Consider the following 13179-nt stretch of genomic DNA (forward strand, 5'->3'; position numbering starts at 1 on the left):
GTGCGGGCTGGGGGGCTTGACTTTGTTCGGCGCACGAACAAACTAGCGAGGCGCCCGGCGAGTTGTCAAGGTCGAGCGGCGCACCACCCGCCGTCGCGGCGCGTCAGGCCAGGCGCCCTGGAGCACCACATGTCCCTCGGGCAGACCACCTGGCCCCTCGTCGCCGTGCTGGCCGCCCTGGCGGGCTGCGGCGGCGGTGGCGGCGACGAGCCGCCTCGCACCTGCGGGGTCGCCTCTCCGCTGGACCTGGACACCCCGCTCTCGACCGCCCCGCCCCCGTACGCCGCCCGGGCCGGCCAGCAGGCGCCCACGGCCCTGTGGGCCTCGGCCGCCGCCCCGCTGCCCACCAACGCCCCCTGGCAGAACCTGGTGCTCGGCGCCGGGGGCAACCGCGTCGACTTCCTCCCCTACCAGGTGAGGGCCGAGCCGGTCTGGCTGGACGTGGCGGCCGCCGAGCCGGTGACCACCGCCACCCTGGTCTCGGTGCCGGACCGCAAGCAGCTCATGCTGGGGGCGCTGGAGTTCGGCGGGGCCACCAGCCACGCCGTGACCGCCCACGACCTGCTCTCGGTGACGCTGCGGTACAGCGCCGCCGGCGGCACCATGACCGCGCCCCTGGTGGCCGGCATGCCCTACGTCACGGTGGACTACGCCGGGGCGCTGCGCCCCATGCTCCTGCCCGGCACCTTCACGTTCAGCAGCGTCAACGGCGTCTCCTCGCCGGGCGCGGCCAGCGGCAGCCGCTTCGAGCTGGCGCTGAGCGACGGGAGCAGCTGGCTCCTCTACACCTCCGGCCCGGTGACCTTCAACTGGACCCGCGGCAACCTGGTGGCCGCCGCCGCGTTCACCGGGACCCTGCGGGTGGCCAGCCTCCCGGCCGTGGCCGGGGCGGCCGCGGTGCTGGACGCCCACGCCGGCGCGGTGGCGCGCGGCGGGGTGGTGGAGGCCGCCATCGACTGCGACGTGGCCACGCTGCGCTTCACCTGGGCCACCACCGGCGCCGGGCCGCTGCTGGTGGCGGCCTTGCCGCACCACCTGGCCCGGCTGGTGGCGCCCAGCACCACCGCCCTGGCCTACCGCACCATGAGCGGCACGCTCACCGCGGTGTCGGGCAGCAGCTGGACCATGGCGCTGCCGCTCTCGACCATCACCTGGGGGGCGCCGCGCCCGCTGGCGCCGGCGCGGGTGCCGGCGGTGCGCGCCGCGCTGCTGGCCGAGGCGGGGTTCGTGCCCGACCCGGGCGTGGCCCGCGACACCTACTTCGGCGGCAAGCAGCTGGCCAAGCTGGGGAGGCTGGCCCTCATCGCCGACGAGCTGGGCGAGGTGGCCACCGCCGCCGCCCTGCGGGCGCGCCTGGCGCCGCTGGTGGCCGCCTGGCTCGACGGCACCGGCACGAACCCGTTCGTCCACGACACCACCTGGGGCGGCGTGGTCACCGCCGCGGCGCTGGCCAACCCCTCGGCGGAGTTCGGCCAGGGCCACTACAACGACCACCACTTCCACTTCGGCTACCTGCTCTACGCCGCCGCCGCCGTGGCCCGGGCCGACCCGGGCTTCGCCGCCGCCCACCGCCCCGGGCTGATGGCGCTGGTGCGCGACATCGCCAACCCCAGCTCGGCCGATCCGAGCTTCCCCCGCTTCCGCCACATGGACTTCTTCCGCGGCCACTCCTGGGCCGGCGGCCTCACCGAGCACGCCGACGGGCAGGACCAGGAGTCGAGCTCCGAGGCCGTCAACGCCTGGTACGCCATCCAGCTGCTGGGGGAGGCCAGCGGCGACGCCCGCCTGCGGGACCTGGGCCGGGTGCTGCTGGCCCTGGAGCTCGACGCCGCCCGCACCTACTGGCAGATCCCGGCGGCCAGCGCCGTCTACCAGGAGCCCTTCGCGCAGAACCGCTGCGTCGGCAGGCTCTTCCAGACCCAGGCCACCTTCGACACCTTCTTCGGCGCCGAGCCCTACAAGGTCTACGGGATCCAGCTCCTGCCGTTCACGCCGGTGAGCGAGGCGCTGGTCTCGCCCGCCTGGATCGCCGACGCCTGGCCGCGCATGGCGGCCGCCGCCGCCGGGGCGCCCCCGGGCTGGCGTGGCCTCCTCTCCATGGCCAACGCCACCGTCGACCCGGCCTCGGCCTGGGCCGAGGTGAACCAGCTGGCCGCCTGGGACGACGGGAACGGCCAGGCCAACACGCTCTGGTGGGTGGCCAGCCGGCCCTGACGGTGACGCGGGGGCGGAGCGGCCCCCCCCCCGGCCACGCCGAGGCCTCGCGCGGGTTGCGGCCTTTCACCGCGCCGCCGCGGCTTCCGGGCGCGTGGCCGCGGCGGTACGACCGATCACACATGCTGGCCTTCCTGCTCCGCCTCTTCGACGCCATCTCCGAGCGCTTCGAGCGCCCCGCCACCCGGCGGGCCTTCGCCACGGTGGTGGCCTCGGCCTTCGTCTGCTCGGTGGCGGGCATCGAGCTGGCGCGGCAGGGCTGGCTGCCCGAGCGCCTGGCGGCGCTGGTCCCGCGCAACCACTTCCGCTCGGTGGACCTGGCCTTCTACCTGGTGCTGGCGTGGGAGGTGGCGGCGCTGGCCATCGGCCTGGCCGCCTCGGTGGCCAACGCCGCCGGCAAGCAGTTCGAGGTCTTCTCGCTCATCCTGCTGCGCCACGCCTTCGAGGCCTTCGGCAAGCTCGACGAGCCGATCTCCTGGGCGCAGGCCCAGACGGTGGTCCTGGAGATCGGCTGGTACGGCGCCGGGGCGCTGGCCCTCTTCGTCACGCTGGGCGCCTACTACGCGGCGCAGCGCCACCCGGCGCTCCCCGGCCGCGACGACGGCCGGGTCTCCTTCGTGGCGCTCAAGAAGCTGGTGGCCCTGACCCTGCTGGCCATCTACGCCGCGCTGGCGATCCGGGCCGCGCTGCAGGAGGACCCGCGCTTCTTCAGCAGCTTCTACACGGTGCTGGTGCTGGCCGACGTGTTCCTGGTGCTGGCGGCCCTGCGCCACTCCGGCGCCTACCACCTCATCTTCCGCAACTCCGGGCTGGCGGCCTCCACGGTGGTGCTGCGGCTGGCGCTGACGGCGCCGCCCGCCTGGAGCGCCGCCCTGGGCGCCGCGGCCGGGCTCTTCGCCCTGGCGGTGACGCTGACGTGCAACCGCTTCGCCGGGGTGTTCGAGGCGACGGCGCCGCGCCACGGCGAGGGGTGAGCGGGCGGCGCGCCGCGCAGGGGCGGCCGGGCCCGTCGCCCCGGGGAGCGGCGGCCCGCGCCGCGGGCCTCACGGCGTCACCGCGCCACCCGCCGCCAGCGTGAAGGCCAGGCCGGGCTCGGTGCCGATCCCCGGGGTGCCGACCACGTCGGTGAGGAGCACCCCGTTGGCGAGGACGCCTTGCGTCGCCGCGCCGGTCGGGCTCGAGGCGCAGGCGTTCGGATCGCTCACCCGGATCCGCAGGCGGCCGCCCACCGGTACGTCGTCGAAGGTGGCCACCCACTGGTTCCCCTCCGCCGTCATGGAGACCAGCTCGAACCCGAGCCAGCTCGGGTGGAGGTGGGTGGCGCCCACCTCCCCGACGCAGGCGGGGAACTGCGCTGCGACCGCCGGGTCGAGCGTGGTGGCGGCCTGGTAGACGAAGGTGACGGTCGCGGTCCCACCTGGCTCACCGCCCCCGCCGCAGGCCGCGGCGGAGATCGAGAGCCAGGCGACGAGGAGGGTGCGGAGGGTCACGGTCCCGGCTCCCGCGGCGCGCTCCGTGGCCGCAGCACGGCTGCAGCGGGGTCCGTACCCGGCCACCGGCCAGGGCGCACGGCCTCCCTGGGGCGTGGAGGCGGCGCCCAGGACGGCACCGGCGCCCGGCGCCCCACCACGCGGCCCGCCGCCTACCGGCCGGGCCGATCAGGGGACCGGGCCAGCGCACCTCCGTCGAGGCCCGCGATATCCGCCGCGATCTCCGGCACGGGCGCGGCGTTTCTCCCTCCCTCCCACGGCAGGGCCCCGTGGTATACCGCCCGCCGTACCAGCGCCTGGTTCCGTAGCTCAGCTGGATAGAGCACCGGTTTCCTAAACCGGGGGCCGTGGGTTCGAATCCCGCCGGGACCACTTTCGCCGCCGTGGGGGATGAGGGAGGGCAGGGGATGGAGAAGCTGTCCACGCTGGCGCCAGGGCGCCTCTCCGGCCTGCTGGTGCAGGGGCTGCGAGGCCACCACCCGCTCTTCGACGCCGACGCCATCCGCGAGGCGTTCGACGCCCCGGACGCCGACGCGCCGGTGGCCCGCGAGGACGCCAACGAGGTGGGGCAGGCGCTCCTCTCCATCTGCCGGGACTCGCCGCGCCTGGCGCGCGGCGCCGTCGAGGCGCTGACCCCGAGCGCCCGCACCTCGCTCATCCGCCTCTACTTCCGCCTGCTCGACCGCGCCCACACCGAGAAGCGGGCCGCCGCGCCGACGCACTGAGGGGCACGGGGTCGATGCCGCCGCCCGACGCCCTGCGCCAGCACGCCTACCCGCCCTCGGTCCTGGCGGTGCTGGAGACCCTGCGGCGGGCCGGCCACCGCTCCTACCTGGTGGGCGGCGCGGTGCGCGACCGGCTGCTGGGCCGCGGCCACCCGGACGCCGACTTCGACCTGGCCACGCCGGCCAGACCGCTCGAGGTGAAGGCGCTCTTCCCCAAGGTCATCGACACCGGCATCGCCCACGGCACGGTCACGGTGCTCACGCCGGACCGCCTGGCGGTGGAGGTGACCACCTACCGCGGCGAGGGCGCCTACCTCGACGGGCGCCGGCCCACCTCGGTGACCTTCCTCACCGACCTCACCGAGGACCTGGCCCGCCGCGACTTCACCATCAACGCCATGGCCTGGGACCCGCTCGACCAGGTGCTGGTGGACCCCTTCGGCGGCCAGGCCGACCTGGCGGCGCGCCTCATCCGCGCGGTGGGCCGGGCCGAGGACCGCTTCGGCGAGGACGGCCTCAGGCCGCTGCGGGCGGTCCGCTTCGCCGCCCAGCTCGGCTTCGCCCTCCACCCGGACACCAGGGGCGCCATCCGCGGCGCGCTGCCGGTGGTCCGCAAGGTCTCGGCCGAGCGGGTCGGCGAGGAGCTGGGCCGCACCGTGGCGGCCCCGTTCGTCGAGGCCGCCCTGGTCCTGCTGGCGGAGACCGGGCTCCTGGCGGTGATCCTGCCGCCGCTGGCGGCGCTGCCGGCCGAGGCGCTGCGCCACGCCGGCGCGGTGGTGGCCGCGGTGGACCCCGCGGCTGGCGGCCCGGAGCGGCGCCTGGCCGCGCTGCTGCACCAGGCGCCGGAGGTGGAGGTCGAGCCGCTCCTGACCGGGCTGCGGTTCCCTCGCCGGGTGGTGGAGGAGGCGGCGGCGCTGGCGGCGCGCCAGGCCTGCCTGCTGGATGGGCCGCCGGAGGATCCGCACGCCCCCGCGGCGGTGCGCCGCTGGCTGGCGGGCATGGGGCCGGCCCGGGCGCCGGCGCTGCTGGCCCTGCGCCTGGCCGAGGCGGCGGTGGCGCCGCCAGGGGATCGCCCCGCGGCGCTGGCGTCGGCCGAGGCGCACCGCGGCCGCGTGGCGGCGGCCCTGGCCTCGGGCGCGCCGCTCGGCACGGCCGCGCTGTCCCTCGACGGCCGGGCCCTCATGGGGCTGCTGGGCTGCCCGCCCGGGCCGCACGTCGGCGAAGGGCTGCGCGCCCTGCTGGACGAGGTGCTCGACGACCCGTCGCTCGACACGCCGGAGCGGCTGGCCGGGCTGGCCCGCGCCTGGTGGGCCAGGAGGACGCGGTGAGCCCGCCGGCCTGGCCCGGTTATACTGGCGGCATGACGGAGCAGCCGGACGGGGGCGCGGAGTCACGGGAGCACGAGGAGCGCCTCCGGGCCCGGGCCGCCTTCATCCGCGACCTGGCGCACGAGGTCTCGACGCCCCTCACCCCGCTGGCCGGCTACCTCAAGATCCTCCAGACCGAGAAGCTCGGGCCCCTCTCGGCCCAGCAGCGGCGGGTCATGGAGACCATGGCGGTGTGCGTGGCGCGGCTCACCCGCATCGTCGAGAACCTGGGCGACTTCGCCAGCCTGGGCTCCGAGCGCGCGCCGCTCACGCCGGGGCCGGTCGATCCGGACCTGCTGGCCGAGCTGGTCATCGAGGAGCTGCGCCCCTTCATCAAGGACGCCCGGCTCAACGTGGTGCTGGCGCGCGCCGGTGGCGGGCCGGTGCTGGCCGACGCCCGCAAGCTCAAGCAGGCGCTCATGAACGTGGTGGGCAACGCCGTGAAGTTCTCCCCGCACGGCGCCGAGGTGCTGGTGGAGGTGTCCCGCGAGGGCGGGCGGCTCCGCTTCGCCGTCTACGACCAGGGGCCGGGCGTCGCGGCGGCGGAGGCCGCCGCCATCTTCGAGCCCTTCCACCACGCCCAGGTGCGGGCCAGCGACGAGGCGCGGCACCACCCGGGCTCCGGCCTGGGCCTGCCGGTGGCGCGCCGCATCGCCGAGGCCCACGGCGGCCGGGTCTGGCTGGAGAGCCCGCCGCGCACCCAGCCGCCGGTGGCCCTGCGCCACTTCGCCGGCTGCCGCTTCACCATCGAGATCCCGGACATCCGCCCGGACCAGGCGCCGCCGGCCGAGGCCGCCGCGCCGCCGGCCGGGCCGAGGTAGCGCGCCGGCGGCCTCGAGGGGACCTCCCGCCCCCTCGGGACGCTTGCCCATCGCCCCCGCGCGGGCCTACACCTCGCGCATGATGCTCGCCGACGGCCGCGAGGTCCCCGACCTCCCCCTCGACCAGGCCGAGGTGGCGCGCTGCCGGGCGCTGGCCGACCAGGTCACCGCGCAGGTGCTCGGCTTCGTCGGCGGGCACACCACCGTGGCCATCGAGCGGACCGTGCTGCGGCTCTTCGGCCTGCACGACGCCGGCCCGCGCGGCATCCCGCACGTCAACCTGCTGGTGGACGAGCTGCACCGCCGCCGGCTGCTCGGGCGGGGCGCCGCCTGGTGGCTGGGCTGGGCCATGCGGCAGGGGGCCTCGGAGCCGCTGGCCATCGTGGAGCGCATCGCCTCGCTGCCGGAGGCGCCCCCTCCGTCGGCGCGGCGGACGACGCGGCCATCCGCGAGCTGCTGACCCGCGAGGCCCGCGCCGCCGTGGCCGAGCTGCGCCGCCGGGTGGCCGCCCGCGACGCCCTCAAGGCCGAGCTGGGCACCGGCCCCCGGCCGCACAAGTACCTCATCGTGGCCACCGGCAACATCTGGGACGACGTGGAGCAGGCCCGGGCCGCCGCCCAGGCCGGCGCCGACGTCATCGCCGTCATCCGCTCCACCGCCCAGTCGCTGCTCGACTACGTGCCGCACGGCGCCACCACCGAGGGCTACGGCGGCACCTACGCCACCCAGGAGAACTTCCGCATCATGCGGGAGGCGCTGGACGCCGAGTCGCGGCGGCTGGGGCGCTACCTGCAGCTCACCAACTACTCCTCGGGCCTGGCCATGCCGGAGATCGCCTTCGCGGCGGCCTGGGAGCGGCTCGACATGCTGCTCAACGACGCCATGTACGGGATCCTCTTCCGCGACATCAACATGAAGCGGACCCTGTGCGACCAGCACTTCTCGCGCCGCATCTGCGCGCTGGCGGGCATCGTCATCAACACCGGCGAGGACAACTACATCACCACCGCCGACGCCGACGAGGCGGCCCACACGGTCATCGCCTCGCAGTTCGTCAACGAGTCCTTCGCCCACCGGGCCGGGCTGCCCGACCGGCTCATCGGCCTGGGCCACTCCTTCGAGATCGACCCGGCCCGCGAGGACACCATCCTGCGCGAGCTGGCCCAGGCGCTGCTGGTGCGCACCCTCTTCCCGGACGCGCCCATCAAGTACATGCCGCCCACCAAGCACAAGCAGGGCGACATCTTCTTCAGCCACGCCTACGACGTCATGGCCGACGTGGTCGGGCAGGTGACCGGGCAGGGGATCCAGCTCCTCGGCATGATGACCGAGGCCATGCACAACCCCTTCCTGATGGACCGCTACGCGGCGCTCAAGGTGGCCGGCTACGTCGACCGGGCCTGGCGCTCCATGGGCGGCGAGCTCCGGCTCAAGCCGGGCGGCCGCATCGAGGCCCGCGCCCGGGAGACCCTGGCCAAGGCCCGGGCGCTCCTGGAGGAGGTGGCGGCCGACGGGCTGATGGTGGCCATCGGCAAGGCCCGCTTCGGGGACGTGGCGCGCACCCCGGAGGGCGGCAAGGGGCTCTCCGGCGTGGTGGCGCGTGACCCCGCCTACTTCAACCCCTTCCTCGACGCGCTGGAGGGGCGGTGAGGGCCGCGGCGCTGGGGCTCCTGCTGCTCTCCGGCTGCGCCGGGCTGGGCGGGGCCGGCGGACCGCCGGGCAGCTTCGCCGACGCCGACGCCGGCGCGCCGGTGGTGGCGCCGGCCGGCCGCGAGGGCTGGCTGCGCTACACGGTGGGCGCCCTCAGCTTCGAGGCGCCGGCGGCCTGGAGCGCCGCCGGGGGGCTGCGGCGGGTCACGCTCGGCGCGGCCGGGGAGGCCCGGCTCGACGCCTGGGTGGTGGACGCCACCTTCGACGACGCTTTGGCCTGCCTGGCCGGCGCCGAGGAGTCGCTGCAGCGCGGCGCCGCCCAGCTCACCCGGGTGCGGCGCCACGCCTCCACCCTGGGCGGGCGGCCGGCCCTGATGCAGGAGGCCGACGCCGGGGGGTGGCACGGCTGGGCCTACGCCGCCTGCCACGGGGCGGTGCAGCACCGTCTCTTCTTCACCGGCCGCTCCCCCATCCCGGCCGCGCTGCTGGAGGACTTCCGGCTGGTGGTGAAGTCGGCCCGCCTGGGAGGTGCCACGTGAGCGCCCGCGGACCCGGGCCCGGCGAGCTGGTCCGCCCCTACGGCGACCGGCGCGACGACGGGGTGGTGCAGCTCTCCTTCGTGCTGCCGGTCCCGCCGGGCGAGCGGGCGCGGCAGGCCGCCCTGGAGGTGGCCCGCCAGATGAACCTGGAGCGGGTCCACGTGGCGGCCATGGAGGCCGCCGCCGAGGGCTACACCTTCTTCGTGGTCTACGCCCACACCGCGGCGGCGGTGGACTACGGCGCCCTGGTGGTGCCGGAGGTGCTGACCCGCAAGCGCGGCTTCGACGAGCTCAACGAGCTCTCGCTGCGCGAGGTGGGGCGCCGCATCGTGGTGCTGGGGGCCTGCACCGGCTCCGACGCCCACGCGGTGGGCATCGACGCCATCATGAACATGAAGGGGTTCGCCGGCGACTACGGGCTGGAGCGCTACCCCTGCTTCGAGGCCAGCAACCTGGGCGCGCAGGTGGAGAACGCCACGCTGGCCCGGGCCTGCCTGGAGCGCCGGGCCGACGTGGTGCTGGTGTCGCAGGTGGTGACCCAGCGCGACGTGCACAAGGAGAACGCGCGCCAGCTGCTCGACGAGCTGGAGCGGCTGGGGGTGCGCCGCCAGGTGGTGGCCCTGCTGGGCGGGCCGCGCATCGACCACGCGCTGGCGCTGGAGCTCGGCTTCGACGCCGGCTTCGGGCCCGGCACGCGCCCCTCCGACGTGGCCAACTACCTGGTGGCCGAGGTGCTGCGGCGCATGGGGAAGGTCTTCCACTGAGGGCGGCCGCCCGGGGACGGGCGGGCCGGCCCAGGAGGTGCGGGATGAAGGTGACGCTGCGGCTGCGGATGTCCCAGGCCGACGCCCACTACGGCGGGGCCCTGGTGGACGGCGCCAGGCTGCTGGCCCTCTTCGGCGACGTGGCCACCGAGCTGCTGGTGCGCCACGACGGCGACGAGGGGCTGTTCCGGGCCTACGACTCGGTGGAGTTCCTGGCCCCGGTGCACGCCGGGGACTTCGTGGAGGCCGAGGGGGAGATCGTCCGGGTGGGCGCCACCTCGCGCGCCATGCGCTTCGAGGCCCGCAAGGTCATCAGCCCGCGGGCCGATCTCAACGACAGCGCCGCCGACGTGCTGGCGACGCCGCTGGTGGTGTGCCGCGCCAGCGGCACCTGCGTGGTGCTCCGCGAGCGGCAGCGCGGCCAGTCCGGGGGGGCGTCCTATGGGTGAGCCGGTCATCATCGCCGCCGCCGTGGTCGGCGCGGAGGTCACCCGCGAGCAGAACCCGGCCGTGCCCTACACGCCGGAGGAGATCGCCGCGGCCGCCGTGGCGGCCTGGCGCGCCGGCGCGGCGGTGGTCCACCTGCACGCCCGCTGGCCGGACGGCCGCCCCTCGCAGGAGGCGGCCCACTTCCGCCGCATCGTGGACCTGATCCGCGACGCCGGCAGCGACCTGGTGGTGCAGTGCTCCACCGGCGGCGCGGTCGGCATGCCGCTCGAGGAGCGGCTCGGCTCCCTGGTGGCCGGCGCCGAGATGGGCACCCTCAACATGGGCACGCTGAACTTCGGCGACGAGGTCTTCGTCAACTCGCGCCGGGACATCGTGCGGGTGGCCACCCGCCTGCGGGAGCGCGGCCTGGTGCCGGAGTGCGAGGTGTACGACGCCGGCATGCTCGACACCCTGGCCTGGCTGCTCGCGCAGGGCCACCTGGCCCAGCCCTACCACGTGCAGTTCGTGCTCGGCGTGCCGGGCGGCATGGCCGGCACCGAGCGCAACCTGCGCTTCCTGGTCGAGGGGCTGCCCGAGGCGGTCCACTGGTCGGTGGCGGGCGTCGGGCGGGCCGAGCTGCCGCTGGCCGAGGTGGCGCTGCGGCTGGGCGGGCACGTGCGGGTGGGGCTGGAGGACAACCTCTTCGTGTCGAAGGGGGTGCTGGCCAGCGGCAGCGACCAGCTGGTGGCCGCCGCGGCCGCCCTGGCCGCCCGGGCCGGCCGGCCGCTGGCCACCCCGGCCCAGGCGCGGGCGCTGCTGGGGATCCGGTGAGCCGGCGCGATTGTCTCCCCGCGGCCGGCCCGACTCATGGTATGGGCGCCGACCCTGGCGTCGTCCTTGACGGCCCATGGTGGGCTCGCTAGCTTCCGGCAGCCAATCGAGGGGCGACACGACATGACCAAGGCGGACCTGATCGAGAAGGTGCAGGCGGCGCACGCCGACCTCTCGAAGCGGCAAGTGGCCCAGGTGGTTGACGCGATCTTCGAGCAGCTGGGCAAGGGGATCCGCAAGGACAAGCGGTTCGTCATGCCCGGGTTCGGCACCTTCTCGGTGAAGAAGCGGGCCGGCCGGGTGGGGCGGAACCCACGCACCGGCGCCGAGATCAAGATCGCGCCCACCAAGACGGTCGGCTTCAAGCCGGCGCCCGAGCTGAAGAAGGTCCTGTAGGTGCAGGGCCTGGCCGAGTGGCTGGCGGCCTTCCGCGAGGCGCACGAGAAGGCGCGGCGCGGCGCCCTGGGCGCCGGCGATCTGGCCGCCTACCGGTCCGGGCGCGACGAGCTGGCCCGGGCGCTGCTGGTGGGCCAGCAGCTCACCCTGGCGGCCGGGCAGACGCCGCGCCAGACCCTGCGGGTGGCCCGCGCCCTCCAGATCGAGCTGGTGGTGGCCGAGGTGCACGAGCGCACCGTCACGCTCGACCTGAGCACCGGCGGCTTCTCGGCGGCGCTCTCCAAGGCGCCGCCGCTCGGCGACGAGGTGGGGGTCACGCTGCGCCTCCCCGCCACCGATCCGCTGGCCTGCCGGGCGCGGGTCACCGACGTGCGCGCCATGGGCGGCCAGGCCCGGGTGTCGGCCCGCTTCACCGGGCTCCCGGCCAGCGAGCGCGAGCGGCTCGAGGTGTTCGTCTTCGACACCGTGCTGGCGCTGATCGGCCGGTAGGCGCCGGGCCGGCGCGGCGCCTGGGTCACGCCCCGGCCGCTCCAGGCGACCGGGGCCCGCTCCAGGCGGGGCTGGCCGGGGGACGGCCGCCCTGGACCTCAGCCCGCCGAGCTGCTGTCGTCGGCCAGCACGTAGCCGCGCTCGCCGGCGTCCGACTGGTCGAGGCCGGTCCACTCGTCCTGCTCCTCGGCGCGCAGCGGGGTGATGAAGCCCACCACCTTGAAGAGGACGAAGGACAGGGCGCCGGACCAGGCGAAGGTGACGAGCACGCCCAGCGCCTGCACGCCCAGCAGCCCCAGGCTGCCGTCGGCGCCGGCGCCGTTGACCGCCTTGCTGGCCAGCACGCCGGTCAGCAGCGCGCCCAGCGTGGCGGCCACGCCGTGCACCGCGAAGACGTCCAGGGAGTCGTCCAGGCCGAGCTTGGGGCGCAGCCGGACGGCGCCGAAGGAGGCCAGGGCCGCCAGGGAGCCGAGCAGCAGGCTGGAGAGCGGGGTGACGAAGCCGGCCGCCGGGGTGATGGCCACCATGCCGGCCACCGCGCCGGAGGCCAGGCCCACGCCGGACATCTTGCCGTGCTTGAAGAGCTCCACCAGGCCCCAGGTGAGCGCCGCGGCGGCCGGCGCCACGAAGGTGTTGGTGAAGGCGTAGGCCGCCAGGCCGTCGGCCGCCAGGGCGCTGCCGCCGTTGAAGCCGAGCCAGCCGAACCAGAGCAGGCCGGCGCCCAGGATGGCGAAGGGCACGTTGTGCGGCACCACCACCGGGGCGCGCAGGCCGCGCCGCTTGCCGAGCAGGATGGCCCCGACCAGCGCCGCCGCCGCCGCGTTGATGTGCACCACCGTGCCGCCGGCGAAGTCGAGCGCGCCCAGGTCGCGCAGCCAGCCGCCGGGGGCCCAGACCCAGTGGGCCACCGGCGTGTAGACCACCAGGCTCCACAGGGCCACGAAGAGCACGTAGGCCTTGATGCGCACCCGCTCCACGATGGCGCCGGAGATGAGCGCCGGGGTGATGACGGCGAACATGGCCTGGAAGAGCATGAAGGCCAGGTGCGGGATGGTGGCGGAGAGCGACGGCTCGGCCGCGCCGGTGACGCCGCCCAGCCCGGCCCAGGAGAGGCCGCCGATGAAGGCGTTCAGGCTGCCGCCCGGGGAGAACGAGAGGCTGTAGCCGACCAGCGTCCAGAGCACGCCCACGATGGCCATGCAGACGATGGACATGTTCATGGTGTGGACGACGTTCTTGGCGCGGACCAGGCCGCCGTAGAAGAAGGCCAGGCCCGGCGTCATGAGCAGCACCAGCCCGGCGGAGACCAGCACCAGCGCGGTGGCGCCGCTGTCGAGCGGGGGCGGGGCGTCGGCCTGGGCCAGGGCGAGCGCGGGGGCGGCGATGGCCAGGGCGGCGAAGAGCTTTCTCACGGGACCTCCGGGAACTGGGGGGTGGCGCAGCGGGTCCCCTGCTCCTGTGCAG

At 75.8% G+C, this 13179-nt stretch carries 13 protein-coding genes, 1 tRNA gene and 1 pseudogene; 13 read left to right on the top strand and 2 right to left on the bottom strand.

The genetic code is table 11. From position 1 onward, the window contains the following. Positions 1–129: 129 nt before the first annotated feature. Together IPO09_06775 and IPO09_06780 are read left to right on the top strand one after the other, a co-directional pair. Positions 130–2214 carry a hypothetical protein gene (locus IPO09_06775; protein ID MBK9517051.1) on the top strand — a complete coding sequence of 695 codons (2085 nt, stop codon included), beginning with the start codon at positions 130–132 and terminating at the stop codon, positions 2212–2214. A gap of 122 nt (positions 2215–2336) precedes the next feature. Then, positions 2337–3188, top strand: coding sequence for a hypothetical protein (locus IPO09_06780; GenBank protein ID MBK9517052.1), 852 nt, complete (start codon positions 2337–2339; stop codon positions 3186–3188). A gap of 69 nt (positions 3189–3257) precedes the next feature. On the opposite strand, the gene IPO09_06785 is transcribed toward IPO09_06780, so the two are convergent. Then, positions 3258–3704, bottom strand: coding sequence for a hypothetical protein (locus IPO09_06785; protein MBK9517053.1), 447 nt, complete (start codon positions 3702–3704; stop codon positions 3258–3260). A 298-nt stretch (positions 3705–4002) separates the two neighbouring features. Here IPO09_06785 and IPO09_06790 point away from each other — a divergent pair. The 11 genes and pseudogenes from IPO09_06790 to IPO09_06840 all read left to right on the top strand — a co-directional run bounded on the left by IPO09_06790 (position 4003) and on the right by IPO09_06840 (position 11715). After that, positions 4003–4076, top strand: a tRNA-Arg gene (locus IPO09_06790). 35 nt (positions 4077–4111) lie between these two features. Next, positions 4112–4429 carry a hypothetical protein gene (locus IPO09_06795; protein ID MBK9517054.1) on the top strand — a complete coding sequence of 106 codons (318 nt, stop codon included), beginning with the start codon at positions 4112–4114 and terminating at the stop codon, positions 4427–4429. A 14-nt stretch (positions 4430–4443) separates the two neighbouring features. Beyond that, positions 4444–5757 (top strand): tRNA cytidylyltransferase, encoded by a 1314-nt coding sequence (locus IPO09_06800; GenBank protein ID MBK9517055.1) that lies wholly within the window; start codon positions 4444–4446, stop codon positions 5755–5757. A 32-nt stretch (positions 5758–5789) separates the two neighbouring features. Beyond that, entirely contained in the window at positions 5790–6617 is an 828-nt protein-coding gene (locus IPO09_06805) for a HAMP domain-containing histidine kinase (protein MBK9517056.1), read from the top strand. Between the two features lie 79 nt (positions 6618–6696). Continuing rightward, positions 6697–8267 (top strand): annotated as a pseudogene (locus IPO09_06810) (D-lysine 5,6-aminomutase subunit alpha). Further along, on the top strand, positions 8264–8806 hold the full coding sequence (locus tag IPO09_06815) for a hypothetical protein (GenBank protein MBK9517057.1): 543 nt from the start codon (positions 8264–8266) through the stop codon (positions 8804–8806). The pseudogene IPO09_06810 and the gene IPO09_06815 overlap by 4 nt, the downstream one beginning before the upstream one ends. Continuing rightward, complete coding sequence (locus IPO09_06820) at positions 8803–9570, top strand: cobalamin-dependent protein (protein ID MBK9517058.1); 768 nt, start codon at positions 8803–8805, stop codon at positions 9568–9570. Before IPO09_06815 ends, IPO09_06820 begins: the two co-directional genes overlap by 4 nt. Positions 9571–9614: 44 nt before the next feature. Further along, the gene (locus tag IPO09_06825) at positions 9615–10019 is read left to right on the top strand and encodes a 3-aminobutyryl-CoA ammonia lyase (GenBank protein ID MBK9517059.1); all 405 of its coding nucleotides are present in this window, start codon (positions 9615–9617) and stop codon (positions 10017–10019) included. Continuing rightward, a complete protein-coding gene (locus IPO09_06830) occupies positions 10012–10830 on the top strand; it encodes a 3-keto-5-aminohexanoate cleavage protein (protein ID MBK9517060.1) in 819 nt (272 codons plus the stop codon). The genes IPO09_06825 and IPO09_06830 overlap by 8 nt, the downstream gene beginning before the upstream one ends. Positions 10831–10953: 123 nt before the next feature. Beyond that, positions 10954–11226: an HU family DNA-binding protein gene (locus IPO09_06835; GenBank protein ID MBK9517061.1), complete on the top strand. Its 273-nt coding sequence runs from the start codon at positions 10954–10956 to the stop codon at positions 11224–11226. Next, positions 11227–11715, top strand: coding sequence for a PilZ domain-containing protein (locus IPO09_06840; GenBank protein ID MBK9517062.1), 489 nt, complete (start codon positions 11227–11229; stop codon positions 11713–11715). It begins immediately after the preceding gene. Positions 11716–11813: 98 nt separating this feature from the next. On the opposite strand, the gene IPO09_06845 is transcribed toward IPO09_06840, so the two are convergent. Beyond that, the gene (locus IPO09_06845; protein MBK9517063.1) at positions 11814–13127 is read right to left on the bottom strand and encodes an ammonium transporter; all 1314 of its coding nucleotides are present in this window, start codon (positions 13125–13127) and stop codon (positions 11814–11816) included. Between the last annotated feature and the right edge of the window lie 52 nt (positions 13128–13179).

It is taken from the genome of Anaeromyxobacter sp. (assembly GCA_016718565.1).
Taxonomy (GTDB): Bacteria; Myxococcota; Myxococcia; order Myxococcales; family Anaeromyxobacteraceae; genus JADKCZ01.